Below are 25,227 nucleotides of genomic sequence, written 5' to 3'. Positions count from 1 at the left end.
GTGGTCAGTTGACGGTCAGTTGCCGGTCGGTTCGGTGAGCTCGGTGAGGTCGGCGAGCAGCTCGGAGGCGATCACCGGGTCGAGGTCGCCGAAGCGCAGCTCGTACGTGCGCTTCCCCCAGTGGTCGCAGGGGCTGGTGTCGAGCCAGACCGTCTCGATCAGCTGATCGGGGAAGATGTCGATGGCCCCGACCGCGATGCCCTCCTCCGGTGCGAGCACGAGGTACTTGCCAGGCCCGAGCCGGCGGGAGATCCACCGCTCCACCCCGGCGTCCTGGGGCTCGCCGCGATCCCAGCCGCGCCGCTGCAGGCCGAGCAGTTTGACGGTCGGTACCTTGATGCCCTCGAACCGGTGCAGCCGGGCGCCGTCGGCCTCCTGCTCGGTCAAGGCGTGTACGGCGCGCCCGAGTTGCGGGAACGGCTGGAGGATCTCGTAGTCCGCGAACAGCTCCGACCAGGCCGCCAGCTGCTCGCCCAGGTGCAGCGGATGGGCGAGCCGCACCACCGCGTCCTCGGGCAGGGTCAGGGTCTCGTCCTCGACACCGGCGAAGCTGCGGTCCTCGGCCACCCGGAAGGCGACGGTGCGGCCGTCGGCGTCCGAGAGCCAGACCAGTCGGCGCACCAGGTGCCACAACAGCGGGTGATCGACGAAGAGTTGGCCGAACTCCAGCGCCGTCCAGGAGCGCTGCTCGACCATCGCCGCCTCCAGTCGGCGCACCTGGTCGGCCGCCACCGTGCGGACGTCCTTCTTCAGAGCAGCGAAGCGCTTGCGCTCGGCGGGCGCCAGCTCCGCGTCGTCCCGGGCCCCGGGGGCCGGCAGGTCCTTGCGGCGCTTGCCGTCCTCGTCCAGCACGTACGGCTTCAGCTGCTCGTCGAAGCCGACGGTGAACCGGCGCGGGCCGTAGTCGATCACGGTGCTGCCCTGGGCGTCCAGGCCGAAGTCCGGCACCAGGCGGTCGGCCAACTGCTCGGCGGACAGGCCGAGTCCGGCCGCCACCTCGGCGATCTTCTCCTGAGCACGGGTCTTCAGCGCCTTGAACTTCACCCGCTGGGCGATCCCGTGCAGGTGCAGCAGTGCGACATCGCTGCCGATGTCGGCCAGCACCTCCAGACCGTCCACCGCCCGCTGGTGGGCGCCCTCGCCCGGCCAGTTGCGCACCACAGGCGTCAGCCGGCGCACCGTCTCGTCGTCGCCGAGCCAGCCGAGGGCGCGCACTACCCAGGAGTCCTTGGCCGGCATCCCGGCCAGCCGCCACTGCTCGAACAGCGCCCAGCCGAACCCGGCCAGCGACTCGCCGGTGCAGTGCCCGCGCACCTCGGGCACCCCCGGGTACACGGCGCCAGGCCGGGAGATCGCCAGCATGGTGACCAGGTGCCGGACCGACTCCGACGGCAGCGCACCACCGGAGCGCAGCTCGATCTGCGGCAGCAGCAGCACGTCCGCCCAGTCGCCGACCACCGGCAGCCGGGTCGGCAGTGTGGCCTCCAGTGGATCGGCCGTCAGCAGGAGCTCGACGGCCTGCGCCGCCTCGGCGCCGAGGCCGGCCGCCGCGCCCCGCACCGCGTCCAGGCCGTGCACCGTGACGATCAGCCGCAGCGCCCCCTCCGCACTGCGACGGGCCGGTCCCGGCGCGCCCAGCGCGTCCGGGATCAGCAGCGCCGCCGCAGCCGCCCCGTGCCGGGTGAACCATGAACGGGCCGGGGCCGCAGCCGACTTGAGCCGGCCCAGCCAGTCGGCCATCAGCCGGGCGACCTCGGCGCTGAGGAACGGGAACAGCAGCGGAGCCATCGTGCCGGGCTGGGCGGCGGCCATCCGCTGCACCATCGGCAGTGCGGCCAGGCCGTGCCGGGCCACCACGGGCTTGAGCGCGTTCACGCCGTCCCAGAGATACTCCGGGCCGGCCGAGTTTGCGAGCAGTGGCTCCACCAGCTCGACCGGCCCCTGGACGAACAGGCCGATCTCCTGGTAGGCGCCGAGCCTGCCCTGGCGCTGCTGGGCGGCCAGGTTGCGCCAGCTGGTCCGCTCGTCCGGCTGCCAGTCGGAGTAGTCGGACGTGGTGCTCGCCCAGTCGTCCTGCTCCCCGTCCCGCCAGCGCAGCTCGGCTCCGGTGTCGAGGGCCAGCCCGGTGACCACCGGCGGCTTGCCGCCGGACCGCTTGCGCGTCCACGGCGGGCTGGTGAGCAGCCCGGGCAGCGCGKCGGCCGMCGCGTCCGGTATCCGCTCCGCCTGCTTCGCCAGTGGTGCCACCAACTCGGCCACCGCCGGGGCGAGTTCGGGCAGCACCTGGAGTACCAGCTCCTGATGGGCCGCGACGTGGACGGGCAGCAGCCGGCGGGCCTCCGCTGCGGTGGGCGTGCCGCCGGTGGACTCCCAGGCCAGCATCCGCAGCGCCCGGAGCGGGAACCGGCGGGCGGCGGTCAGGGTGGCGGCGCGCACGTTCCGGTCCTCCAGCCGCTCCAGCAGGGCGCCGAACGCCTCGTCGGAGGGTAGCTCGGCCAGCGCGTTCGCCAGTGCCTTGAGGGTGTCGGAGTCAAAGTACGACTTCTCCAGCTCCTTGATCAGCAGCGGAGCCGTGGCCGCGCCGAGGCCGTCGGCGATGGTGGCGATCGTGGCCACCGACCAGCTGTGCCAGCCCAGGTCGGCCCGGCCGCCGAGCTGTGCGACCTGCTCGGTCGAAGTGATCGAGCCGAACAGCATCGAGCGGAGCGAGGGCCATTGCCTGAGCCCGATTCCGAGCTTCTCGCAGCACTCCGCCACCCAGCCGGCCTCGCTCGGCACCAGGTAGGAGACCACGATCCGGCTCCGCAGTTTGTCGCGGACCCCGGCCAGCGCGGCGACGGTGGCCAGGTAGGTGGCCTCGTCGGTGACCGCGAGCAGTGCCCGGACCCGGTCGGCCGCCGGCCTGCGCTGCTCGAACCCCGACGGCGCGTTGTCCGGTGCGGACCGCCGGACCACTGCCTTGCTCGTCCGGTACCGCTGGGTCGGGCCGTGGCCGTCCGTCCCGAGGAACTCGACGGTGGCCAGGGCGGCGAAGGTCAGGCCGTGCGTGAGCACCCAGGCATCGACGGTCACCCGGTGGTTGGTGTCCGCGTTGTCGGTGAGCGCGGCGAGGACCGCCGCACCGAGCGGGTCGGCCTCGCCGGCCTGGTGCCGCCGGGCGGCGGCGACCAGGGCCTGCTGGCTCTGCTGGTTCGACAGCGACTGCTCGATCCACTCGGCGCCGTCCGTGAAGCGCTGCTGCAGCTTCTGCACGGCGTCCTTGGCGGGCGGGGTGACCGAGCGGGGGGTGCCGCCACGGCGGGGGTGCAGGGCGCGGAGCCAGTTCGCCGGCATGACGAAGGTGTCCTCGTCCGGGCGCTCGGCGGTCGGCTGAGCCGGCATCACCTGGGCCGCCGACGCAACCGGTGCCGCTGGTGCGACCGGTGCGGCCTGGGCGGCCGGGGTCTGCTGCGGGAGGGCCTCGGCCGCGCCGGTCTCCCGGTACCCCTTGCGCTCCTTCTCCGCGACCACCTTGGCCAGGTGGGCGAGCGCGGCCTCCGCCGAGGCGAACTCCTTCACCTGCTCGCGCCCGGCGGTCCCGTTCCGCCCGAAGCGGACCGTCACGGCGCAGCCCTCGGCCTCCGCCTCCCAGAACTTCGCCGAGCCCTCCCCGACGTACTCCCAGCGCCGCACGGTCGTCTCCTCGCCCACAAGAATGATCGGATGACCAAACCGTAGTCGCACCGACCGACAGCTCCTCGGGTTGTTCAGTGCTGCTGCGTCAGGCCGGCATCGGGAACGCGTCGGCGTCGGGCTTGAGCAGCTGGCCCGGCTGGGGGGCGACCTGGTCGACCAGGTACGAGGTGACCAGCGCGCTGAGCGCCTTGCTCCGGCCGACCGCGCAGTGCTCGACCACGTCGACGCTGACCAGTACGGCGTTGCTGAGTTCGCGCTGCATGTTCTGGGCGAACTTGTACTGGGTGGCCGGGTCGTAGAGGTTGCCGACCACCATGACCGGGTTCGCGGTCCGCTTGTTCCACGGCCCGGTGTAGCGCTCCACCTGGCGGGCCGGGGCCGGCCAGGTCGAGCAGGCGGGGCCGTCGAAGGCCTGGTAGCGGCCGAAGGTCGGCGAGCCCAGCTCCCACGCCCGCGCGATGAGCGGGAACAGCTTCGGGTTCGACGGGTACGGCTTGTCCTGGCAGTTCACGCCGTAGTACGAGTCGTCGCTGCTGTAGGGGGTCTCCGCCGGGGCCTCGCGGAGCGCGTTGGGCGCGAGCACGGCCAGGGCACTCGCCTCGCTCGGCTCGACGGCCTGGGCGGACCGGGCGGCGATCGAGGGCTGGGCGTTGATCGCCTGGTCGAGCGCCTGCAGCGACCGCGCCAGCGGGGCCTGCCGGCTCTGCGCGTACAGGGCGTTGGCGACCTGGCTGGTGAAGGTGCTCAGGGTGACCGTGGAGCCGTCCGGGAGGGTGACCGGGTCGGTCCGCAGGTGGTCGCGGATCGCGTCGAACTTCGCCCGGGTGTCACCCTCGGCGAAGGCGCAGCGGGGGGCGCCCGCTGCCTGACAGCGCGACAGGAAGGCGTCCAGCGAGAGCTCGAAGCCCTCGGCGCGCTCCCGGTCGTACTCCAGGCCGTTGGCCAGGCGCAGCTGGGGGTCGACGTTGCCGTCGATGATCAGCGCGCGCACCTTGCTCGGGTACATGTTGGCGTAGGTGGCGCCGATCAGCGTGCCGTACGAGAACCCGGCGTAGGTGAGCTTGCTGTCACCGACGGCCTGGCGCATCCGGTCCAGGTCGCGCACCACGTTCAAGGTGGACATGTGCTTGATCAGCTCGCCCGCGTTGCGGCCGCAGGCGTCCGTGTAGTCCTTGGTGGCGGCCAGCGTGCCGGTGATCTCCGTCGAGGTGACGGGGACTCCGGTCATCCGCTCGAAGACCGAGTTGGCCTCCTCGTCGGTGGTGAAGCACTTGAGCGGGTTGCTCCTGGCGACACCGCGCGGGTCGAAGCCGACCAGGTCGAAGCTGGCCATCACCCGGGGCTCGAACCGGGTGGTGGTCGCCCACAGGTAACCACTGCCGCCGGGGCCACCGGGGTTGAGGAACAGCGAGCCGATCCGCTTGGCCGGGTCACTGGCCCGGCGCCGCATCATCGCGATCCCGACCTTCTCGCCGTCCGGCTTCGCGTAGTCCAGCGGGACGGGGTAGACGGCGCAGTCGTAGATCTTCGGGTCCGGCTTGGACGGGTCCGGGTTGCACGGGGTCCAGGTGACCGGCGCGACCTTCTCGGCGGCGCTCTCCGCCGGCGCTGCGGACGCCGTGGCAGTGGTGCCGGCGAGCATCACCAGCGCGCTGGTGAACGCCACCGCGATGGTCGATATGCGTATGCGTACCAAGGGATCCTCCTCTGTAGCTGCAAAACGCGCCCATGCTGGCAGGTCGCGATCAACGGGGGAAGACCCGGATGAGCTATGGATTTCTTGTAACGGGTGCGCGTGGAGCGGTCGCTGACGGAGCGTCGGCGGGTCGGCCCGTGGTGCCGGGCCAGGGGCCGGGAGTTCTCCTACCCTCGCTGCATGACCGAGAACGAGATCAAGCTCAAGGCCATCGCCGCGCTCACCGCCCTGCGCGGCGGAGTCGGGACGGACTACGCCTCGGACCTGCTCGGCGAGGTGATCCCGGACTACTTCATGGTGCCCGCCGACGCCGATGCCAACGAGATCGGCCGTGCCGTCCTGGGGCAGTTGTCGAAACCGCTGAGCGCCCTGATCACCGGCTTCGTGCTGGCCTTCGAAGCGGTGGCGGACGGCTACGAGGAGACCGCCCCCGAGGTCTCGACCGAGCAGATCCTCCAGGTCCTCGCGCTGGAGATCGCCGCCGAACCGGGGTGAACCGGCGGGGTGAACCGGTGGCGTCGGCAGGCCGTTCGCATATGATCACCCGGCCCGCCCAGCCCCAGCCCCAGCCCCGGCACCGGAGAGGGAACAGCCATGGCCGACCAGCGAGTTGTCATTGTCACCGGCGGCGGCAGCGGAATCGGTGCGGCCACCGCCCGCCTGCTGCGCGCTTCGGGACACCAGGTGATCGTCTCCGGACGGCGGCCCGAACCGCTGCACCAGGTCGCCGAGCAGACCGGAGCCGTGGCGTACCCCTCGGACACCACCGACCCCGCTGAGGTCGAGGCCCTGGTGGACGTGGCGGTGTCCCGGTTCGGCCGGCTCGACGGCCTGGTGGTCAACGCCGGGATCGGACGGCCCGGCGCGGTCGGCGACCTCTCGCCGGCGGACTGGGAGGACGTCATGCGGACCAACGTCACCGGTCCTTTCCTGCTGCTGCGGGCGGCGCTGCCGCACCTGTTGGAGAGCGCCGCCGGCTCGGTGGTCGGGGTCGCCTCGGTCTCCGCGCTGCGCAACGGGTTCGGCAACGCCGCGTACGCGACGTCGAAGGCCGCGCTGCTCCAGCTCTGCCGCTCGCTCGCCGTCGACTACGGCCACCGGGGGCTGCGCGCCAACGTGGTCTGCCCGAGCTGGGTCCGGACCGAGATGGCCGACCGGCCGATGACCCGGCTGGCCGAACGGGCCGGGCTGGACGGTGTCGAAGCGGCCTATCAGGAGGCCACCCGTCTCAGTCCGGCCCGGCGGGCCGGCGAGCCGCACGAGGTCGCCGAGGCGATCAGCTGGCTGCTCTCGCCTGCCGCGAGCCTGGTCAACGGCGCCGTACTGACGGTCGACGGCGGCGTGACCGCACTCGACCCGGGCACGGTCGCCTTCGACTTCCGGGTCGAACCGCGCCACGGCGGTGGCCCGACCGCGGCGGGCGGCCAACACCCCTGATGGACGGTTACCACGGCACCGCGACGCTCGAGTGGTGGGCCAACCCGCTCTCCTGCCTGGGCAGTTACCGGGTGAGCCTGACCGTCACGGTGGCCGGCGGCGACTGGAGGGGCGTCGCGGTCCCGGACAGCGGCAGGTCGGAGCGTGCCCGGGAGGGCTTCGACTTCCTGATGCTCGTCGATCCGGTCTTCACCTTGCGCTTCCCGGACGACAGCACCCTCCTGGTCGACGTGGTCGCCGAGGGTGGGCACCTCGTCCTCAGCGCCTCGGGCGGGCCTGTCACCAGCGGCTGATCTGGATGCTGTCGCCGTACTGGCCACCGCTGCGGACGGAGATCTGGACGTGGGCGGTCCAGTCGGTGAAGCTCTGGCCCGGGCGGTGGGCGGCCAGGTCGAGTGAGGTGCAGCCGCTCGGCGGGGTGGCGGTCGGGTTGCCGTTGATCACCCGGACCGGGCCGTAGCCGGTCTGCACAGAGGTGTCGACCCGGTAGATCAGCACGCCGGTGGAGCAGGGGTTCGAGTCGGTGTAGGCGGCGCGGCGGGATTCGGCGACGTACGCGGTGGTGGCACTCGTGCGGATCACGGCGATCTTGGTGCCGCCGACGTACTCCACCGCGCTCAGGTCGACGTTGGCCCAGCCGGTGCCGGGCAGGCAGGCGACCTGGCTGTCGTCGACCCAGCCCAGCTTCCAGCCCTCCCAGCCGAGGTACTGCGGGGCGGGCCCGCCGATCCTGCCCATCACGTCCCAGCCGCCGACATAGGCGTGCTGATCGGTGCCGGTGAATGCGTACAGGTCGGGCAGGCCGAAGGTGTGCCCGGTCTCGTGGGCGGCGATCTTCGGGCCCCAGTACCACATGTCCTGACCGAACGTCACCGCCCACTTGACCCGGGTGCCGTCGGCCGTGACGCCTGCGGTGGTGGGGTCGTAGAGGTAGGTGGGGGTGAAGCTGATCGCCGACGCGGACCTGGGCGGGACGATGTAGACCATGTCGTACTGGGAGAAGTCCGTGTACGGGTCGGCGGCTGCCACGGCGTCCCGCACGTACAGCTCGTGCTGCTCGAAGCTGATGCCGCGCTGGAAGCCGTAGGAGGTGGAGTACTGCGGCATCCGGAGCCAGCGGTTGAGCGGGGTGACGGCCAGCCAGGTGCGGCCGTAGGAGGCGTTCCACAGCCAGTCGGCCGCGGGGGCGAGCTGGGCGGAGTAGGTGGAGGTGGGGCCGTCGGCGGGGGCGTCGGCGAAGTCGACGAAGAGGGTCAGCACGCGCTTGGTACCCAGTGGTTGCTGGGCACCGCTCAGCCGTGGGGAAGCCCCGACGGTGCCCCGACGCGAGTCGGTGGACGATCCGAGGCGTTACCGCCTGGTGACCGTGATGGTGTCGCCCAGCGGGCCCCGGTTCCGGACGTCGATCCGGACCCCGGTGGCGGGGTCGGTGAAGGACTGCCCGGGCCCGAGGGCGGCCAGGTCGAGCGGTGTGCAGCCGGCCGGCGGGGTGGCGCCGGGGTTGCCGTTGACGACCTGGACCGGGCCGTAGCCGGTCTGCACGGAGGTGTCGACCCGGTAGACCAGCACGCCGGTGGAGCAGGCGCCGGCGTCGCCGCCGACGGCGCGGCGGGACTCGGCGACGTACGCGGTGGTCTCGCCGGTGCGGATCACCGCGATCTTGGTGCCGCCGGGGCGTTCGACGGCGTGCAGGCGGACGGTGCGGCTGCCCGCCGTCGGCAGACAGGCCACCTGGTGGTCGTCGATCCAGCCCAACTTCCAGCGTTCCCAACCCAGCTGCTGCGGCGCCGGGCCCGAGATCAGGCCCATCAGGTCCCAGCCGCCGACGTAGCGGTGGTAGTCGGCGCCGGTGAAGGCGTACAGGTCGGGCAGGCCGAAGGTGTGCCCGGTCTCGTGCGCGGCGACCTTGGGGCCCCAGCGGTACATGTCCTGACCGAACGTCACCGCCCACTTGAGCCGCTTGCCGCCCACCACGATGCCGGCGGCGGCCGGGTCGTACAGGTAGGTGGGCGAGAAGCTGATCGCGGAGGCCGACCTGGTCGGGACGACGTAGACCATGTCGTACCGGGCGAGGTCGGTGTACGGGGCGGCGGCCTCGACCGCCTGGCGGACGTACAGCTCGTGCTGCTCGAAGGTGATGCCGCGGTCGAAGCCGTAGGAGGCGGAGTCCTGCGGCATGTGCAGCCACTGGTTCAGCGGGGTGATCTCGAGGCGGGTCCGGCCGTACGATGCCTCCTTCAACCATTCGGCGGCCGGGGCGAGTTGGTGGTAGTAGTCGGCGAACTCGCCGGTCGCCGGGGCGTCGGGGAAGTCGACGTGGAGCATCAGCACGCGCTTGGTGCCGACCGCCTGCTGGAACTGCGTGCGGTCGGTGTMGTGGCCYTCGTCGGTCCAGCCGGTCCGCCCGGGCAGGGCGCAGGCGGCGGCGGAGGAGGACGGGGCGGCGGCGGCCGGGAGGGCCGTCGCCAGGGGGAGGGCCAGGGCGAGGGCGGCGGTGAGGGAGCGGAGTCTCATGGGGGTCTCCTTGACGGTGAGGGAGCGTCAGAGCCGGTCGGCGGCGAGGTCCATCAGGCGGGCGAGGACACGGTCGCCGGAGGCGGTCACGCCGTCGTGCTCCCACTCGTTGGTGACCCAGGCCCGGAGCGAGCCGACCGAGCGGGCGGTGCGCAGTGACAACTCGGCGTCCACGTACATGTCGTCGTGGTAGACGGCGGCGGCCACCGGTACCCGGTTGGCGGCGAGCCGGGCCGGGTCGTAGAGGTCGGGCCAGTCGGTGCGCTGGGCGAGCAGCTCGACCGCTTCGGCGAACGGGCGCAGGTTGGTGATGTCGCGGAACATCCAGGGGTAGATCATCTCGCCGGTGAGCAGCAGCGGGTCGGCCTCCTCGGCGAACTCGGGGTGGGCGCTCAGGGCACGGACGGCGGCCCAGCCGGTGGCGCTGCCGGGCCGGCCGTAGATCGACTCCTGGAGGGCGGCGAACAGCGGGTTGTCGGTGAACCCGGTCAGCTGGGCCACCTGGTGCAGGAAGGTGGCGGACGGCTCGCCGTCGGCGTCGAGAGCCTCGTCCAGCAGCCAGTGCAGGCGGGCGGAGCCGTCGCCCATACCGAGCAGCAGGCCGAGGGTACGCAGCCGACGGACGGTCAGCCGGTCGCCGTCGGGGAGGTGGACCGGGCGGCGGCCGAGCAGGTCGGCGATCCGCCGGATCAGCTCGCGGTCGCCGGGGTGGCGGGCGTAGTGGGCGGTGACCTTGTCGCGCACCCGGGGGTAGGTGGCGGCGTACACGTCGTCGGCGGTGGTGCCGAGGCCGGGCAGGCCGCCGGTGACGTAGCAGGCGCGCAGGCCCTCGGGTGCGTGGGAGAGATAGCTGAGGGTGACGAAGCCGCCGTAGCTCTGGCCGAGTGTCTCCCAGGGTTCGTCGCCGCAGAGCTGACGCCTGATCAGCTCCGCGTCGGCGACGATCGAGTCGGCCCGGAACAGGGCGAGGTGGTCGGCCAGCCGCCGGGGGGCGCGGAAGCGGGCCGCCGTGCGGGCCGTGACGGGAGTTGAGCGGCCGGTGCCGCGCTGGTCGAGCAGCAGCACCCGGTGGGTTTTCATGGCGTGGCCGAGCCAGCCGCCGGTGGCGTTCAGCGGACGTGGGGACTTCCCGCCGGGGCCGCCCTGGAGGTAGAGCAACCAGGGCAGGTGCTCCGCCGCCCGGGCCGGGTCGGCGAGCGCCCGGGCGAAGACGTCGATCGTCGCGCCACCGGGGTCGGCGTGGTCGAGCGGCACGGTGAAGACGTGGTCGGTCACGGCGAGGCCGGGGAGGCGGTGGGTGTTCAGGATCACTGGACGAACTCCGGTCTGTGCTGGTCGTTCCCCTCGTTCCACTCGGGGAAGTGGCAAGCAACTTCGTGCCCCGTGGCGAGCGTCCGCAGCACCGGCCGCTCGGCCGCGCAGCGGTCGGCCGCCTTCGGGCAGCGGGTACGGAAACGGCAGCCGCTGGGCGGGTCGAGCGGGCTGGGCAGGTCGCCGCGGAGCACGATCCGTTCGCGGGTCCGCTCGGTGTCCGGATCGGGCAGCGGCACCGCCGACAGCAGGGCGCGGGTGTACGGATGGGCGGGGTTGGCGAACAGGGTGTCGCGGTCGGCGGTCTCGACCACCGAGCCCAGGTACATCACCGCGATCCGGGTGCTGATCTGCCGTACGGCGCCGAGGTCGTGCGCGATGAACAGGTAGGCGAGGCCGTACTCGTCCTGGAGGTCCTTGAGCAGGTTGAGGATCTGCGCCTGCACCGAGACGTCGAGTGCGGAGACCGGTTCGTCGCACACCACCAGCTTCGGCCGGAGGGCCAACGCCCGGGCGATGCCGATACGTTGGGCCTGACCGCCGGAGAACTCGTGCGGGTGGCGGTCGGCGTGCTCGGGCCGCAGGCCGACCCGTTCCAGCAGCCGTTCCACCGGTTCGTCGGGTGTCAGCCCCTGGTACCGGAACGGCGAGGCGAGGATCTGCCGGACGGTCTGCCGGGGGTTGAGCGAGGAGAACGGGTCCTGGAACACCAGTTGGAGCTCACGGCGCAGCGCCGGGTCGTCCGACGCCTCCAGGTCCCGCCCGGCGAACCGGACGGTGCCCGAGCTGGGCCGCTCAAGACCGGTGAGCAGCCGGGCCACCGTGGACTTGCCGCAGCCGGACTCGCCGACCAGCCCGAGGGTCTCGCCGGGGTCGACCCGCAGCGAGACGCCGTCCACGGCGGTGACGTGTCCGGCGAGCCGCCGGGTGAGGCCGTGCCGTACGGGGAACTGCTTGACCAGGTCGCGGGTTTCGAGCAGCGCGGTCATACCGTCGCCTCCAGGGTGGGCAGCCGGTGGGGGAGCGGTCCGTCGATGCGCGGCACGCAGGCGAGCAGGCCACGGGTGTACGGCTGCTGCGGCCGGTGGAAGACCTCGCGGACGGTGCCGCGTTCGACCGCCCGCCCCTGGTGCATCACCACGACCTGGTCGGCCAGCCCGGCGACCACGCCCATGTCGTGGGTGATCAGCATGATCGCGGTGCCGGCCTCCCGGCGCAGCTCGCGCAGCAGGTCCAGGATCTGCGCCTGGACGGTGACGTCGAGCGCGGTGGTCGGCTCGTCGGCGATCAAGAGGTCGGGTTCCAGGCAGAGCGCCATCGCGATCATCACGCGCTGCCGCATCCCGCCGGAGAACTCGTGCGGATAGGCCCGGGCCCGCCGTTCGGGCTCGGGGATGCCGACCCGCTCCAGCATCCGGACGGCGACCTTGTGGGCCTCCCGCCGCCCGGCCCGGTGGTGCGCCCGGTAGGCCTCGGCGATCTGGAAGGCCACCGAGTAGTAGGGGTTGAGGCAGGACAGCGGGTCCTGGAAGACCATGGCGATCCGGTCGCCACGCAGTCGGCGCAGCGAGCGCTGGTCGAGGGTGGTCAACTCCCGTCCGTCGAAGCGGATTTCACCACGGACGGTGGCGCCCTGGAGCAGCCCGAGCACGGCCAGGCTGGTGACGGACTTCCCGCTGCCGGACTCGCCCACCACGCCGAGCACCTGACCGGCACTCAGCTCCAGGTCCAGTCCGTCCACAGCGCGGACACCGGAGCGGAACTCCACCGTCAGATCACGTACGGTCAGCAGACTCATCCGACGGCCCTCACTCTCGGGTCGAGTACGGCGTAGACCAGGTCGACGGCCAGGTTGGCGAGCACCACGAAGGCGGCGGCGAACAGCGTTACGCCGAGGATCACCGGCTGGTCCGCACCGGCGATCGCGTCGGCCGCGAGCTTGCCGACGCCGGGCAGGCCGAACACCGACTCGGTGATCAGGGCGCCACCGAGCAGCGCGCCGAGGTCCATGCCGAAGATCGTCACGATCGGCATCAGCGCGGGCCGCAGCGCGTGCCGGCGCACCACGGTGCGCTCCGGCAGGCCCTTGGCCCGGGCGGTGCGCACGTAGTTCTGGCCGAGGCTGTCGAGCATCTCGCCCCGGGTGATCCGGGCGTACACCCCGGCGTAGAGCATCGCCAGGGTGATCCAGGGCATCACCATGGACTGCGCCCAGCCGGCCGGGTCCTCGGTGAACGGGACCGCCTGCGGGTAGGGCAGCAGCCGGAGTTGGACGACCAGCAGGTACTGCAGCACCAGGGCGGTGAAGTAGATCGGCAGCGAGATCCCGCCGAGTGCGGCGGTCATCGCGGCGCGGTCCCACACGCTGCCGCGCCGCAGCGCGGACACCACACCCGCCGCCACGCCGACCGCCAGCCAGAGCACGGCCGCGCCGAGCGCGATCGAGATGCTGACGGGCAGTCGGTCGGTGAGCAGGTGCCAGACCGGCTGACTGGTCTGGAAACTGAAGCCCAGACAGGGGAACGGGCACTGCACGGCGCGCTCGCCCGTGCCGTACGTCCGGCCGGAGACGATGCCGCCCAGGTAGTCCGTGAACTGGGTCAGCGGGGAGCGGTCCAGCCCGAGGGTGGTGCGGATCTCGGCGATCCGCTCCGGGCTGCACGCCTTGCCGCAGGCGCCCTGGGCCGGGTCGGCGGGCATCAGGTAGAAGATCGAGAAGGTGATGGCGCAGATCACCACCAGGATGGCCGCGGTGACGGCCAGTCTGCGCAGCAGGTAGAGGATCATCGTCGCTGGCTCCGGGGGTCGAGCGCATCGCGCACCGCGTCGCCCAGCACGTTGAAGGCGAGCACGGTGGCGAACAGGAAGGCGCCGGGGATGAGGAAGTAGACGGGGTCAGCGGCGTACCAGGGCACGGCGGCGGCGATCATCTGCCCCCAACTGGGCGTCGGCGGTTGCACGCCCACCCCGAGGAAGGACAGCCCGGCCTCGGTGGCGACGCAGGCCGGGATCGACATGGTCGCCACCACCAGCACCGGGCCGGTCAGGTTGGGCAGCACCTCGCGCAGCAGCAGGGCCCGCCGGGAGGCGCCGAGCACCCGGGCCGCCGCCACGAACTCGCCCCGGGCCAGCACCATCGCCTGCCCGCGCACGATCCGGCCGACGTACGGCCAGCCGAAGAACCCGAGCACCACCACCAGCAGCAGCCGACGGTCCGCGCCGGGCGCGGCCGAGATCAGCGCGATCATGAAGATCAGGCCGGGGAAGGACATCAACAGGTCCATCAGGCGGCCGATCACGGTGTCGGCCCAGCCGCCGAGGAAGCCGGCCAGCAGGCCGAGCGTGGTCCCCAGCAGCACCGACAGCGCGGTGGCGAGCACGGCGATCAGCAGCGAGACCCGCGCGCCGTACACCACCCGGGTGAGCACGTCCCGGCCGTTCACCGGCTCCACGCCGAGCCAGTGCTCGGCGCTGATCCCGCCCGCCGCGCCGCGCGGCAGGCCGCCGAGCGCGGAGTCCACCGCCTCGCCGTGGAACTCGGTGGGTGAGTTGCCGGTGAGCCAGCCGACCAGCGGGGCGGCGAGTGCGGCCGTGACCAGCAGGGCCACCACGGCCAGCGCGAGCGCCGCCGAGCGCTGGGCCAACAGCCTTCGTAGGAAGGTCACTTGCGCAGCCCCAGCGAGACCAGGTCGAGCCGGCCGACGAAGGCGGTGTGCCCGTACGCCCCGGTGACGTTCGGCCCGACCAGGATGGCGGCCTTGTCCCAGAGGAAGGGCACCACGGGCGCGTCCCGCATGATCTGCTTGGCGAGTTCGCCGTACGCCGCCTGCGCGGCGGCGGGGTCGCCCATCGCGCCGATCTCGTCCAGGCGCCTGTTCACCTCGGCGGAGTCGTACTGGGCGCGGTTGTTGTTGCCCTCGCTGCTGATCTGCCGGCCGTCGAACAGGATCGGCAGGTAGGTCGAGGCCCCCGGCCAGTCCGGGGTCCAGCCGTCGATCACCAGGTCGTGCTGCCGGGCCGGGCTGCCGACGGTGGAGTAGAACGCCGAGGAGCTGATCTCGTTGATCTTCACGGTGATCCCGGCCCGGGCCAGCGAGGCCTGTACCGCCTCGCCCTGCGCCTTGCCGCCCGCCGTGGCCGGGGTGTCGAGGGTGAGCACCACCCCGGAGGCGTGCCCGGCCTCGGCCAGCAGTGCCTTGGCCTTCGCCGGATCGCCCTTGCCGTCCTTGCTCGGGTACGGGTCCTCGGAGGCGTGGCCCGGCAGGTTGGGCGGCAGCAGGGTGGTGGCGAGCTCGCCCGCGATCGGGCCGCCCCGGGTGGTGCGCAGGGCGTCCTTGTCCAGCGCGTACTCGATGGCCTGCCGGACCCGGACGTCGTCCAGCGGCTGGTGCTTGGTGTTCATGCTGAGGAACCGGGTGTTGATCGACTCCCCGGTGACCAGCCGCTGCTTGAGCTGAGGGTCGTTCAGCACCCGGCCGACCGAGGCCGGACCGATCGGCTCCAGTGCGACCGCGTCCGCGTCCGGGCCCTGACCGGCGATCAGCCGCTGGTCCAGCACGGCCGGATCGAGGTTGAGGTCGATCACCACCTGGTCGGGCAGGCCCTTGCGGACGGTGTCGGTGGCCGGGTCCCAGGAGGTGTTGCGGACCAGGGTGAGCTGCTTCTTGGCCTCGAACTTGTCGATCTTGTACGGGCCGGAGGAGAACGGGCGGTTGTCGTAGCCGACACCGGTGTCCTTGTCCTGCGGCACCGGGGCGAACATCGGCAGCGACACGGCCGAACCGAAGTCGGACACCGGGCGGTTGAGCCTGAAGACGATGGTCCGGTCGTCCGGCGCCTCGATCGAGGCCAGCCCGGCCGGGTTCAGGTACGGGCCCTTGTACGCCTCGCCGCCGGCCAGCCAGAGCCGGGCGTACGGCGGGCCCTCGGGCAGCTCGGCGGCGAACGTCCGCTCGACCCCGTACTTGACGTCCTTGCTGGTGACGGGCCGTCCGTCCTCGTACTTCACACCCTCCTTGAGGGTGAAGGTCCAGGTCTTCGCCCCGTCGCTGGGGCGCCCGGTGTCCGTCGCCAGGTCCGGCACGATCTTGCCGCCGGCCTGCCCGGGGGCGGGCGCGAAGGTGGTCAGCGTCCGGTAGATCAGCCGGCCGACGTCCTGACTGGACGTCACGTACGCGCGGGCCGGGTCGAGGTGCTCCAGGTCGATGCTGGACAGCACGTGCAGCGTGCCGCCGCGCACCGCTGCGGTATCCCCGGCGGGGTCGGTGCCGTTCGTGGCCGTACAGGCCGCCGTCGACAACAGCCCGAGTGCCGCACCCAAGGCCAGGCGAGCCCTTTTTGTTCTCATTGTCGCCACTCCTATGTCATATGACATTTCACATGTGGGACAAGATTGGAGGGTCGCAGGTCTTTCTGGGAGCTCCCACCGCTCCATAGCATCGGGTTATGGAGCTCGAACTACGCCACCTGCGGATCATCTGCGCGATCGCCGAGTCCGGGAGCCTCAGCCGTGCCGCCGCAGCCCTGCGCCTCAGCCAGCCGGGGCTCAGCGCCCAACTGCGCCGGATCGAGAACCTGCTCGGCGGCCCGCTCTTCGACCGCAGGCCCTCGGGCGCCGTACCGACGGCCTTCGGTGAGGTGGTGCTCGCCCGGGCCCGGTCCGTCCTGCCCACCGTCGACGACCTGCTGGGCGCCTCCGCGCTGGCCGCCCGGGCCGGTGCGCCCGTGCCGCAGCTCAGGCTCGGCTCCGTCAACGCCCCGCTGCTGGGCGGGCTGATCACCGCCCTGAAGATCCATCACCCCGCCGCCCGGATCGTCTCCCGGGGGCACGGGTCGTCGCCGCCGCTGGTCGACGACATCGCCAACGGCCGTCTCGACGCCGCCGTGGTGGGCGACAGCCCCGGTTACGAACTGGCTCCCTGCCCCGCCGTCAACCTCCACCCGATCGCCACCGAGCCGCTCTTCGTCGCGCTGCCCGCCGGCCACCGGCTGGCCGAGCGGGCGGAGGTCACGCTGGACGAACTCTCCGACGAGGACTGGGCCTCCCCGCGCCCCGACGACGACCGGATCCGCGAGTACTGGTCCACCACCCTGCTGGCGACCGGTCACCGGATGCGCACCGTCCACGAGGTGGAGGGGCGGCTGCTGCTCGAACTGGTCCGTGGCGGCCACGCGGTGAGCCTCTGTCAGGCCAGCTTCGAGGAACTGCCGGGCATCGCCGTCCGCCCGATCGCCGGTGACCCGCTCTGGTACCGGCACCTGCTCGCCTGGCACCGCTCCGGTCCGCTGGCTCACCTGGGCCCGGAGCTGATCCAGCACGTCGCCGAAGCCCAGCGGACCGCCGCCGCCCGCAGCCCGGCCTACCAGCGCTGGCTGCGCGGCCGCCGGTCCGGGCCGGCTGTCCACTGAAGCGTCCGGCCCGGTCAGGGGGCCTGTTCGAAGTGGAACGCGCTGATGAAGCAGTCCCGGGGCTGCCGGATCGCGAACATGACGCACTCGACCAGGGAGTGGGCGGTGAGCTTGTCACCGGCGCCGCGCGGGGTGGTCTCCCACTGCGGGGACAGCGGGTCGGGGTTGGCGAAGTCCGGCGGGTAGAGCGAGATGACCCGCACACCCTGCGGGCGAAGCCGCTTCGACAGCACCCCGGCGAAGCCGGCCTGAGCGCTCTTCGCCGCGTAGAACGCGCCGTGCGCCTCGGAACGGTGCACCCCGGGCACCCCGGCCGTGGAGATCATGTTCACGATGTCGGGCCGGTCCGAGGCGAGCAGCAGGGGGAGGAACGCCCGTACGGTCAGCACGGTGCCGGTGGCCCCGGACGCGATGGTGTCGGCCACGTCCTCGTCGGTGCAGGCGAGCAGGTCGGTGCCCTCCAGCCAGCGCGACCCGTTGTTGACCAGGACGTCGATCCGGTCGGTCAGTTCGCCGACGGCAGCCGCGAAGGCGCGGATCGACGCCGGGGCGGAGAGGTCGCAGGCGAAGGAGTGCACCTGTAGGTGGCCCAGGCCGCGGATCTCCTCCGCGACCTTGGCGGCGGCGGCCGGTGAGCGGGCGGAGAGGTAGACCTCGGCCCCTCGCTCGGCGAAGCGGATGGCGAGGGTCCGGCCGAAGTCCCGGGAGGCGCCGGTGATGGCGACCCGAAGACCCGTCAGGTCGGCGGCCGAGGTGTCGATGCTGGTCACGAGGTCGTCCACTGTTCGGAGTCAACGGAGGTGCGGGCAGGCTGGACGGCGCGGTCACCGGGCCGGGCCTGGCTACTCGGACACCGTAGTCGGTGACCGGCACGCAGGGGACTGCAACGGCGGCGGGAACCAGCAGTGAACGTGAACGCCAACGGCACCCTCACCAACGTGAACTCCGGTCTCTGCCTCGACGTCGCGGCCGCCGCAACAGCCAACGGCACGGCCCTCGGGCTGTGGTCCTGCAACGACGGCGCCAACCAGAAGTGGGCTCTGCGATGAATCTCTGACGACCAGGTCAGCCAGCTGCTGGGGCGGGTGAGACCTGAACCGAGGGCAGGCGGTCGGCGAGTTCCTTCGCGTCGTAGTCCAGGAAGACGGCACGCAGGGTCTGAAGAAGGTCCTGGTGGTCGGCAGACGTGAGGTTGTCGACGAAGGTGTGCAGGAGCTGTGCCACGACCACCCAGGTCGAGTCGGGGCGCCATTGCTGGACCTCCCGGACGACCTGGTCGACATCGACGCCCGGGGGCAGGTGGCCGAGGTGGCGGGTCTGCTCCAGCATCAGGTACAGCCTTGCCGTCGCCGGAGTACGCAGGATCTCCTCCTCCATGAACCGTATCTGGGCGGCGACTTGATGGCGTTCGAGTTCCTCGAGTGCCATCTCCCGGCGGAGTCGGGCCGCACGCTCGGCACTGGTGCGGGTGTGTTCGTCGACGTGCACGGAGACGCGGGCCGACACGATCTCGAGGCCGCCGGTGTGCCACGGAAGGCGAGATCGGAGCTCGTGGTTGATGTCCTGTTCCGTGGTGTCGCAGCGCAGGACGGTCCGTTGGGACGCGACCCCCTCGGCGACACCCCGCACTGCTCGGGCGGTACCCCCGAAGGCAGTTGCAGGGCTGGTCCGGTTCGCTGCGCGTCGCCACTCGACGCGGAAGGCGGCGGTGAAGGAAAGCCCCGGGTCCGCACTGTCGAGGACATCATGGAACTCCCGGACCCAGGCAGCCTCGGTGAGATTCCGGTCGAGAGAGGAGCGGTGACGCATCGGTGACCTCACGCATCCTCCGGGGCCGGAACAGCGGCCCTTGGGTGGTAGGCGGAAACGGCGCGGCTGCGGTCGTGGTCGAGCAGGTCTGCCAGTTCGTGCCGCAGCTGTACCCGGGCGGGGTTGGCATCCGGTGCCGGGACGGGCTGCCATTCGTACAGCACGTCTCGCAACTGATGACGGAGCCGGCGTGCCTGTCCCGGAGCGGCCGCGCCGAGGGCGCCTCGCAGTGCACCGAAGATCAGCGGCTGGAGATCTGGGTGCTGGTGTGCGGTGTCCATCCACAGGTTGAACGCGACCGCGGCCTCCGCCTTCTCCTCCTCGGATGACAGCAGCGCGCTCCAACCGGTGGACAGGTCCTTGAGCCTGGGTTGGAACTCGCCCTCCTCGCCGTCATCCGACACAAGCAGCACCGACGAGCAGTTGGCCGCACCACTTCCGCCCGAGGTCAAGGTCGCCAGGGCGGCGAAGGCCCGACAGCCGGAACGGAGCCGGGGCGACCCGGGTGCGCACCACTGGGTGATCGAGGCGAACAGGCTCTCGCGTGCGGTCGGGTCGGACCAGATGGTGCGCACGGCGGCGCGAAGTGACTCCTGCACGGCAGGCTCCTCGGACTCCGCCGCATGCCCGAGCCGGATCAGCGCCTTTCCGGTGTGGCGGCGGCCGAACTCACCGGCACAGACGTCGACGGCCAGCCGGCGCAGCACCGGGTTCTCCTTGCTCTTCGACCAGCGCAGCAGGAACTCGTGGATGAGCCGACCGATCGTGGGGTGGAGGGCGGCGGCGGAGATCAGGTCGGTTGCCGCCTTCCACAGGTCGGGGTCCTTGGACCAGGCGGAGATGATCTGATCCAGCGGGTCCGACTTCCGGTGGTGGGTGGCCCAGCGGACGGCGAACGCACCGACCCTGTTGGCCAGCAGCAGCCGCTCGTCGCGGCTGAACGACTCGAGGAGCCCTTTGGCTCCGGTCGTCGGGGCGTCGGCCATCCAGGACAGGAACGTCATGCGGGCCGTCGGACGGTCGATCCAGAAGTAACCGAGGACGGCGTCGTCCCACCCCGGCCGTCCGAAGTCGAGCGTGTCCGCTGTGAGACCGAGTTCGGCCCCGATCTCGTCGACGAGTTCGACCACGCCCGGCGACTCCTGGCCCTTGACCGACACGGGAGTTTTGAAGCGCCTGCAGAGCTCGGCGGTCTGCGCGTACACGTGGCCGACGGACGCGTTCCGGAACAGTGCCGCCACCAGCAGGAAGTTCCGCTCGAAGCTCGTCCGGCCCGGCTTCCGGTGCCACTCCAACAGATCTTCGCGCCACGCGGTGCGGGCCTTCACGACGTCCAGCACCTTGGCGTTGAAGCCCTTCGGGTCAGTATCGGAACGCATCGCGGACGGCTTGGCCTCATCGGCCTTGAGAATGAGCGCGACGATCCGGAGGACATCGGACGGCTGCTGACGGTCCAGCAGATCGGCGATGCGCTCATCGGCGAGCCAGCCTTCTGCGTCGAGGCCCGGTGCCTCGGCCCCGAGCCAGGCCCTGGCGATCTTCACTGGGTCGGGACGGCCCAGCTTGGGAACGATGTCCGCCGGGGCCTGCGCGCTGACGCGCTGCCACTGCTTCGGTGTGGTCAGGACGATCAGCCGCGAGTTTCGGCCCTTGATGGCCAGCTGGATTTCGTGCAGCTTCGCGCCGAAGTCGGCGCCGACCGCGAAGTCCTCCTCGTCTGCCGGGAGTTCCAACAGGTACCCGGCGTTCTCCTCGCGCGGCAGGCGACGCAGCGGAAAGTGCGCAGTGCCGCCGAAGCTCAGCGGACCCACCGTGGCTCCGGTCCGCAGGTGCAGGTCGGCCAGCAGCGCGTGGGCGGTGAAGGCGCGCCCCGCGCCCGGTTCCCGGAGCAGGACCAGGACCGCTCCGGGCTCTTTGAGCGCCGCGTACGTCGCCGGATAGCCGTCGGGCTCGGCGAAGACCGCGCGGACGGTCTGCAGGTAGCGGTGGGGGAGCTCCGAGTGTTCCAGCAGTTGGCCGAGGACCGCAGTGAGTTTCACCGCGGTCATCTCACCGAAGTTGAACAGAACCTCCTGCCGCAGCTCGGAGACTGCGGCCCGCAGCACCCTCTTGGCCTCCCTGACAGCGGAGTCCTCGAGTGCGTCTTCGCCGGGCTCGAAAGGCTCTTCGGGCGTGGCAGGTTCCATGGGGTCCCCTGTCGTTGCTGGGTGGCTCGTGGTCGTCGACCCCGGAGTCAGAACAGGTCGTCGATCTCGACGCTGGTCATCTCTGCACCGCGACGGACGACCTGGGCCGTGTGCTCAACGTCGACGTTCGCCAGACTGGAAACGCGGCGTGCCTTCAGGGCGCGGGAGACGCCGTGGACGTCGCCGGCCCGGTTGACGATGCGCATCCCGCTCATGGGCCGGTCCTCGCCGACGAAGGTGATGCGGCGTCCGTACACCTCTTCCAGTAGGGCCCGAAGCCGACCCAGCGTGCGCTGCAGCCGTTCGTCCTGACTGTCGATCAGCTGCTCGTGCTCGGCGTACATACCGAGCGCGTCCAGCAGGGACCTCAGGCGGTCGGCCAGGTCCGCCGTCACGCGGTCCGGATCGAAGTCCAGCGCATGGCCGGGGTCGCCGGCCAGCACATCGGGCACTGGCTCGGCCGGACCGGCTTCGCCGGTGCCTCTGCGCGCAGCGCGGCGGTCGAGGACGATCTCGGCGCGGTGGTACAGGAACCCGATGGCCTGGGTGAGAGCCGAGGCAGCCAGCATGGGAAATCCCAGTACGTCACTCATGGCAGCTCCCTTGCGTGCCCCCATCCGGCGGGCATCACGATGCGTATGCGGTCGCATACAGAATGCGATGGCGGAGGGTGGGGAGGGGCTGCATTGCTGTGAGATGACCAGAAATCATGCCACGGCCGCTCGGCTGAGGCCGTCGGGACTTGACGAGCATGTGCTTTCGCGGACGTCCGTGGCCGAAACAGGACCGCTGGCGAGTCCCGGCGCACTGCGCGGTCAGGGCGCGTGAAGAAGTTTCGGGTGTGGTGTGACACGAGTGGCGGCTCGGGCGCTGAAGGATATGAGCCGGGTGGACGGTGGGCTCCCCCGTGTCCACCGCCCGCCCGGCCCTGCGTCACTCCTGATGGCGCGACACCCCACCGACTCCCGGACGGGTGGCAGGCCTTCCCCGGACCCTGCCGCCCGTCCGGGCCCGCTCTTCGGCCCGTCCCGATCGGTCGCTGTCGCCCGTAAAGCGTCAGCGGGGTACGGCCGAAGGCCCGGGCGATGGACGAACCCAGCGCGATCCGCGGAACCTTCTCCCGGAGTGCGGCGTCCGGACCGATGATTCCTCGTCAGCAGCCCGGTAGGCGGCTGCGGCCACAGCCCCTGCGGCGGGGGCGTTTCAAACGGGGGCGTCCGGACAGGCGCGGAACATGATGCTGATGGATCTCGCAGTGCAGATGCAGCTGGCCGAAGCCGGCGTCGGCGCGCTCTGGCTGATCGGGGCCGGGGCGGTTCTGGTGGCGGCGATCGTGGTGGCCTTCGTCCTGGGGCAGCGCAACAAGGACCGGGAGCCGCCGCCGACCGGTCTCCACCGCCGGCGCAACCGGCGTTGACGAACAGGGTGGCGCTGCGGCGCGGACAGACAGGCGCGGAGGTGGCTGCGATGGATGGCCCTGCACTCTCCTGGCACGAGCGGAGGATTCTGGAGGAGATCGAGACGGGGCTGGCGGAGGACGGCCGGTTGGCCCGCGAGCTGAGTTCGATGCGCCGGGGCCGGCTGCGGTGGCCCTATCGCCTTCTCCGGGCCGCGGCGCGGGTGCCGGCGTCGGTGGTGACCGTGTCGGTGGCGGTCTCGCTCGCGCTGCTCGTGGTGGGGGCGCAGCTTCGGACGGTGCAGGCTCTGGTGCCGGTCGGGCTGGTGCTGGTGGCCACGCTGTTCCTGCTGCTCGCCCGTCCGCTCCGGCGGCTGGCGGCGCGCCGTCGAGGGCAGTGAGTCCGGACCGGGAGGTGGGACCGTGCGTCAGGTGCCTTCGCTGCAGGTCGAGCTGGACGGCCGGCCCGGTTCGGTACGAGCGGCGCGCGCGGCCACCGGCGGCTTTCTGCGCGAGCTCGCGGACCGGGGCGAGGGCAGGCTGAGCGCGCGGACCCGTGGGGACGTCGAGCTGGTGGTCTGCGAACTGGTCGGCAACGCCTGCCTGCACGCGCCAGGCCCGTGTCGGCTCAGCGTGGTGGTGACTCCCGGGGTCACCGTCGACGTGGCGGTCGAGGACACCAGCCCCCAGCTGCTCCGGGCACCGCCCCGGCCCGGTCCTTCGGGCTTCGGGCTGGCCGTGGTGACGGCGCTCGGGCGTGGCGTACACGTGCTGCGGACCAGCACCGGGAAGGTCGTCGCCACCACGCTGCCCTACCGCTGACACGCTGCGTTCGTACGTCGGCCGGGCCTACCCTTGAGGCATCGTCACAGGCGTCCAGCAGGGCTGCCGGGCAGCGCTCACCCGGCAGCGGAGAAGAGGCGGGCGATGCCGGGGGACATCGAGCAGGCGGAGTTGCAGACCACCATCGACCGGCTGCGCAGCGAGGTCGAGGGTCAGCGTCGGGCCATGCGTACCCGGGCCGTGATCGAGCAGGCCAAGGGCATGCTGGCCGAACGGCTGTCGTGCAGTCCGGAGGAGGCGTTCGGCCGGCTGGTCCAGCTCTCCCAGGGCGGCAATCGCAAGCTGGTGGACATCGCGGCGGACCTGCTCGGCGTGGTCGCGCCGCCGGACGCCGCCGAGCATCTCCCGATCGTGATGTCGCCCGTCGTCGAGCAGGCTGTCGAACGGTCTGTCGCCGGGTCGCCGGAACGTGCGTCGCCGGAACCCGAGCCGCGGCCCACCCCGCTGGGCCCGGACTTCGCGGCCCGCTACCACCTGGCCTCCGCCGCCCTGGGCTCGGCCGACACACCCGACGAGGTGGCCGCCCTGCTCACCGACGCGTCGCTGGCGCAGCTCGGAGTCGCCGCGGTCGCCCTGCTGGTCCTGGAGCCCGACGGCGCACTGCGGCTGGTCGGCAGCCACGGCGTCCCCGCGCAGCAGCTCAGCCAGTGGCAGCGGATTCCGCCGCAGATGTCGCTGCCGCTGACCGACGCGGTACGCAGCGGCACACCGGTCTGGGTGCGCGACCGGACCGAGTTCGCGGCCCGCTATCCCGACCTGACCGGCGAGGACCTGGTGCCCGGCGAGACGGTCTGCGCCCTCCCGCTGCGGACCGGGGAGCAGCTGATCGGCGCGGTGAAGCTGGGCTGGCCGGGGGAGTTCCGGCCCGGCCGGGCGGACGAGCGCTACCTGTCGGCCGTCGTACGGCTGAGTGCGGCGCACCTGCTGCGGGTGCTGTCGCCGAGCGCGGAGGAGGCCGGGCCACCGGTCTCGGCGAGTGCGCCGTGGTTCCGGGCGGTGCTGGACGCGCTGCTCGATCCGGTGCTGATCCTGCACGCCGTCCGGGAGCCCGGGGGCAAGGCGACCGACCTGCGGGTCGAGCACGCCAACGCGGCGACGGTGGACCTGGCGGGCCGTACCGGCGAGGACATCGTCGGCCGGCGTGTCACCGAGCTCTACCCCGGGATGGTGGCCTCCGGCACCTTCCGGCAGCTGCTGGACGTCGCGGTCAGCGGGGTCCCGTACGAGGGCGAGGCGGAGCAGTTCATCGAGGTGGTCGGCGGTGCCGTGCACGCGTCCACCATGACGCTGCACGCCACGCCGTTCCTGGACGGGGTGCTGGTCAGCTGGCGCACGCACGACGAACAGGAGCGCCGGGAAAGGCAGTTGATGCAGGTTCAGCGACTGGCCGGCCTGGGGACGTGGCAGTGGGACGTCGGCAGTGCCACCTTCGACTGCTCGCCGGAGGTGTACCGGCTGCTGGGCATCGAACTCCCGGACGTGGCCGTCGCGCTCGCCGTCGCCCGGGCGACGGCCGCCGTCGCGCCGGCCGACCAGGAGGCCGTCCGGCGGCAGGCCGAGCTGCTGCGGACGGGCCAAGTGGCGGACGCCGCACTGGAGTTCAGGGTCCGGTCGGCGGACGGGAACACCCGGTCGGTGCGGGCGGTGGCCGAGGGCGTCGCGGGAGGGGCGGTCGGTGAGGTGCTGGCGGTGCGCGGCGTCGTCCAGGACGTGACGGCCTGGCGCCGGGCCGAGGAACGGCTCGCGGAAACCCGGGCCCGGCTCGCCGAACAGGTCCGGCAGACGGCGGCGGAGCACCGGGCGGTACGGGCGCTGCAACATGCGCTGACGGACGTGCCGAGCGGCCCGGCCGCGCCCGGCCTGGAGGTGGCCGTGCGCTACCTCCCGGCGGAGGCCGACGGTCAGGTCGGCGGCGACTGGTACGACACCCTGACCCTGCCGGACGGCACGGT

The 25,227-nt window shown here is 71.9% G+C and carries 23 protein-coding genes; 9 read left to right on the top strand and 14 right to left on the bottom strand.

From position 1 onward, the window contains the following. Nucleotides 1–15 precede the first annotated feature (15 nt). Both ACXJMZ_RS26245 and ACXJMZ_RS26240 read right to left on the bottom strand, forming a co-directional pair. Entirely contained in the window at nucleotides 16–3,672 is a 3,657-nt protein-coding gene (locus ACXJMZ_RS26245) for a DUF4132 domain-containing protein (protein ID WP_457032505.1), read from the bottom strand. Between the two features lie 88 nt (nucleotides 3,673–3,760). Then, nucleotides 3,761–5,371 (bottom strand): alpha/beta hydrolase, encoded by a 1,611-nt coding sequence (locus ACXJMZ_RS26240; RefSeq protein ID WP_457032504.1) that lies wholly within the window; start codon nucleotides 5,369–5,371, stop codon nucleotides 3,761–3,763. Between the two features lie 180 nt (nucleotides 5,372–5,551). Here ACXJMZ_RS26240 and ACXJMZ_RS26235 point away from each other — a divergent pair, with 180 nt between their 5' ends. The 3 genes from ACXJMZ_RS26235 (at nucleotide 5,552) to ACXJMZ_RS26225 (ending at nucleotide 7,101) form a co-directional block, all read left to right on the top strand. Continuing rightward, on the top strand, nucleotides 5,552–5,866 hold the full coding sequence (locus tag ACXJMZ_RS26235) for a hypothetical protein (protein ID WP_457032503.1): 315 nt from the start codon (nucleotides 5,552–5,554) through the stop codon (nucleotides 5,864–5,866). A gap of 99 nt (nucleotides 5,867–5,965) precedes the next feature. Further along, nucleotides 5,966–6,808, top strand: a complete 843-nt coding sequence (locus tag ACXJMZ_RS26230; protein WP_457032502.1) for an SDR family NAD(P)-dependent oxidoreductase — start codon at nucleotides 5,966–5,968, stop codon at nucleotides 6,806–6,808. Next, nucleotides 6,808–7,101, top strand: a complete 294-nt coding sequence (locus tag ACXJMZ_RS26225; RefSeq protein ID WP_457032501.1) for a hypothetical protein — start codon at nucleotides 6,808–6,810, stop codon at nucleotides 7,099–7,101. Before ACXJMZ_RS26230 ends, ACXJMZ_RS26225 begins: the two co-directional genes overlap by 1 nt. Here ACXJMZ_RS26225 and ACXJMZ_RS26220 read toward each other — a convergent pair. The 8 genes from ACXJMZ_RS26220 to ACXJMZ_RS26185 all read right to left on the bottom strand — a co-directional run bounded on the left by ACXJMZ_RS26220 (nucleotide 7,088) and on the right by ACXJMZ_RS26185 (nucleotide 15,980). Next, nucleotides 7,088–8,068 (bottom strand): M6 family metalloprotease domain-containing protein, encoded by a 981-nt coding sequence (locus tag ACXJMZ_RS26220; RefSeq protein ID WP_457032500.1) that lies wholly within the window; start codon nucleotides 8,066–8,068, stop codon nucleotides 7,088–7,090. The two genes, ACXJMZ_RS26225 and ACXJMZ_RS26220, sit on opposite strands and share 14 nt — an antisense overlap. A gap of 90 nt (nucleotides 8,069–8,158) precedes the next feature. After that, nucleotides 8,159–9,322, bottom strand: coding sequence for a M6 family metalloprotease domain-containing protein (locus tag ACXJMZ_RS26215; RefSeq protein WP_457032499.1), 1,164 nt, complete (start codon nucleotides 9,320–9,322; stop codon nucleotides 8,159–8,161). A 27-nt stretch (nucleotides 9,323–9,349) separates the two neighbouring features. Further along, on the bottom strand, nucleotides 9,350–10,630 hold the full coding sequence (locus ACXJMZ_RS26210) for an alpha/beta fold hydrolase (RefSeq protein WP_457032517.1): 1,281 nt from the start codon (nucleotides 10,628–10,630) through the stop codon (nucleotides 9,350–9,352). After that, on the bottom strand, nucleotides 10,630–11,622 hold the full coding sequence (locus ACXJMZ_RS26205) for an ABC transporter ATP-binding protein (protein ID WP_457032498.1): 993 nt from the start codon (nucleotides 11,620–11,622) through the stop codon (nucleotides 10,630–10,632). Before ACXJMZ_RS26205 ends, ACXJMZ_RS26210 begins: the two co-directional genes overlap by 1 nt. After that, on the bottom strand, nucleotides 11,619–12,431 hold the full coding sequence (locus ACXJMZ_RS26200; RefSeq protein WP_457032497.1) for an ABC transporter ATP-binding protein: 813 nt from the start codon (nucleotides 12,429–12,431) through the stop codon (nucleotides 11,619–11,621). Before ACXJMZ_RS26200 ends, ACXJMZ_RS26205 begins: the two co-directional genes overlap by 4 nt. Continuing rightward, entirely contained in the window at nucleotides 12,428–13,420 is a 993-nt protein-coding gene (locus tag ACXJMZ_RS26195) for an ABC transporter permease (RefSeq protein WP_457032496.1), read from the bottom strand. Before ACXJMZ_RS26195 ends, ACXJMZ_RS26200 begins: the two co-directional genes overlap by 4 nt. Further along, the gene (locus tag ACXJMZ_RS26190) at nucleotides 13,417–14,298 is read right to left on the bottom strand and encodes an ABC transporter permease (protein WP_457032495.1); all 882 of its coding nucleotides are present in this window, start codon (nucleotides 14,296–14,298) and stop codon (nucleotides 13,417–13,419) included. Before ACXJMZ_RS26190 ends, ACXJMZ_RS26195 begins: the two co-directional genes overlap by 4 nt. Then, a complete protein-coding gene (locus tag ACXJMZ_RS26185) occupies nucleotides 14,295–15,980 on the bottom strand; it encodes an ABC transporter substrate-binding protein (protein ID WP_457032494.1) in 1,686 nt (561 codons plus the stop codon). Before ACXJMZ_RS26185 ends, ACXJMZ_RS26190 begins: the two co-directional genes overlap by 4 nt. A 98-nt stretch (nucleotides 15,981–16,078) precedes the next feature. On the opposite strand from ACXJMZ_RS26185, the gene ACXJMZ_RS26180 reads away from it, so the two are divergent. Further along, nucleotides 16,079–17,041 (top strand): LysR family transcriptional regulator, encoded by a 963-nt coding sequence (locus ACXJMZ_RS26180; protein ID WP_457032493.1) that lies wholly within the window; start codon nucleotides 16,079–16,081, stop codon nucleotides 17,039–17,041. 14 nt (nucleotides 17,042–17,055) lie between these two features. Here the strand turns inward: ACXJMZ_RS26180 and ACXJMZ_RS26175 are convergent, their stop codons facing one another. Next, nucleotides 17,056–17,823, bottom strand: a complete 768-nt coding sequence (locus ACXJMZ_RS26175; protein ID WP_457032492.1) for an SDR family oxidoreductase — start codon at nucleotides 17,821–17,823, stop codon at nucleotides 17,056–17,058. A 123-nt stretch (nucleotides 17,824–17,946) separates the two neighbouring features. On the opposite strand from ACXJMZ_RS26175, the gene ACXJMZ_RS26170 reads away from it, so the two are divergent. Continuing rightward, nucleotides 17,947–18,090: an RICIN domain-containing protein gene (locus ACXJMZ_RS26170; protein ID WP_457032491.1), complete on the top strand. Its 144-nt coding sequence runs from the start codon at nucleotides 17,947–17,949 to the stop codon at nucleotides 18,088–18,090. 16 nt (nucleotides 18,091–18,106) lie between these two features. Here the strand turns inward: ACXJMZ_RS26170 and ACXJMZ_RS26165 are convergent, their stop codons facing one another. The 3 genes from ACXJMZ_RS26165 to ACXJMZ_RS26155 form a co-directional block, all read right to left on the bottom strand. Then, nucleotides 18,107–18,670, bottom strand: a complete 564-nt coding sequence (locus tag ACXJMZ_RS26165; RefSeq protein WP_457032490.1) for a hypothetical protein — start codon at nucleotides 18,668–18,670, stop codon at nucleotides 18,107–18,109. A 188-nt stretch (nucleotides 18,671–18,858) separates the two neighbouring features. Beyond that, nucleotides 18,859–21,036: a hypothetical protein gene (locus ACXJMZ_RS26160; protein WP_457032489.1), complete on the bottom strand. Its 2,178-nt coding sequence runs from the start codon at nucleotides 21,034–21,036 to the stop codon at nucleotides 18,859–18,861. Nucleotides 21,037–21,083: 47 nt separating this feature from the next. Next, on the bottom strand, nucleotides 21,084–21,629 hold the full coding sequence (locus tag ACXJMZ_RS26155; RefSeq protein WP_457032488.1) for a hypothetical protein: 546 nt from the start codon (nucleotides 21,627–21,629) through the stop codon (nucleotides 21,084–21,086). A gap of 650 nt (nucleotides 21,630–22,279) precedes the next feature. On the opposite strand from ACXJMZ_RS26155, the gene ACXJMZ_RS26150 reads away from it, so the two are divergent. The 4 genes from ACXJMZ_RS26150 to ACXJMZ_RS26135 form a co-directional block, all read left to right on the top strand. Further along, entirely contained in the window at nucleotides 22,280–22,453 is a 174-nt protein-coding gene (locus ACXJMZ_RS26150; RefSeq protein ID WP_457032487.1) for a hypothetical protein, read from the top strand. Nucleotides 22,454–22,503: 50 nt separating this feature from the next. Beyond that, complete coding sequence (locus tag ACXJMZ_RS26145) at nucleotides 22,504–22,833, top strand: DUF3040 domain-containing protein (protein ID WP_457032486.1); 330 nt, start codon at nucleotides 22,504–22,506, stop codon at nucleotides 22,831–22,833. Nucleotides 22,834–22,864: 31 nt separating this feature from the next. After that, complete coding sequence (locus ACXJMZ_RS26140; protein ID WP_457032485.1) at nucleotides 22,865–23,254, top strand: ATP-binding protein; 390 nt, start codon at nucleotides 22,865–22,867, stop codon at nucleotides 23,252–23,254. A gap of 105 nt (nucleotides 23,255–23,359) precedes the next feature. Beyond that, nucleotides 23,360–25,227 (top strand): ANTAR domain-containing protein (locus ACXJMZ_RS26135; protein ID WP_457032484.1); only part of this gene is annotated, 1,868 nt, incomplete at its 3' end.

This window comes from Kitasatospora sp. P5_F3, assembly GCF_054049135.1.
This window is presented reverse-complemented; position numbering and strand designations above follow the sequence as displayed.

What these genes read in the sequence shown, in the direction of transcription:
- ACXJMZ_RS26235 (WP_457032503.1), top strand. Translation starts at nt 5,552, where the DNA reads ATGACCGAGAACGAGATCAAGCTCAAGGCCATCGCCGCGCTCACCGCC.
- ACXJMZ_RS26230 (WP_457032502.1), top strand. Translation starts at nt 5,966, where the DNA reads ATGGCCGACCAGCGAGTTGTCATTGTCACCGGCGGCGGCAGCGGAATC.
- ACXJMZ_RS26225 (WP_457032501.1), top strand. Translation starts at nt 6,808, where the DNA reads ATGGACGGTTACCACGGCACCGCGACGCTCGAGTGGTGGGCCAACCCG.
- ACXJMZ_RS26205 (WP_457032498.1), bottom strand. Translation starts at nt 11,622, where the DNA reads ATGACCGCGCTGCTCGAAACCCGCGACCTGGTCAAGCAGTTCCCCGTA.
- ACXJMZ_RS26200 (WP_457032497.1), bottom strand. Translation starts at nt 12,431, where the DNA reads ATGAGTCTGCTGACCGTACGTGATCTGACGGTGGAGTTCCGCTCCGGT.
- ACXJMZ_RS26195 (WP_457032496.1), bottom strand. Translation starts at nt 13,420, where the DNA reads ATGATCCTCTACCTGCTGCGCAGACTGGCCGTCACCGCGGCCATCCTG.
- ACXJMZ_RS26185 (WP_457032494.1), bottom strand. Translation starts at nt 15,980, where the DNA reads ATGAGAACAAAAAGGGCTCGCCTGGCCTTGGGTGCGGCACTCGGGCTG.
- ACXJMZ_RS26180 (WP_457032493.1), top strand. Translation starts at nt 16,079, where the DNA reads ATGGAGCTCGAACTACGCCACCTGCGGATCATCTGCGCGATCGCCGAG.
- ACXJMZ_RS26160 (WP_457032489.1), bottom strand. Translation starts at nt 21,036, where the DNA reads ATGGAACCTGCCACGCCCGAAGAGCCTTTCGAGCCCGGCGAAGACGCA.
- ACXJMZ_RS26155 (WP_457032488.1), bottom strand. Translation starts at nt 21,629, where the DNA reads ATGAGTGACGTACTGGGATTTCCCATGCTGGCTGCCTCGGCTCTCACC.
- ACXJMZ_RS26150 (WP_457032487.1), top strand. Translation starts at nt 22,280, where the DNA reads ATGGATCTCGCAGTGCAGATGCAGCTGGCCGAAGCCGGCGTCGGCGCG.
- ACXJMZ_RS26145 (WP_457032486.1), top strand. Translation starts at nt 22,504, where the DNA reads ATGGATGGCCCTGCACTCTCCTGGCACGAGCGGAGGATTCTGGAGGAG.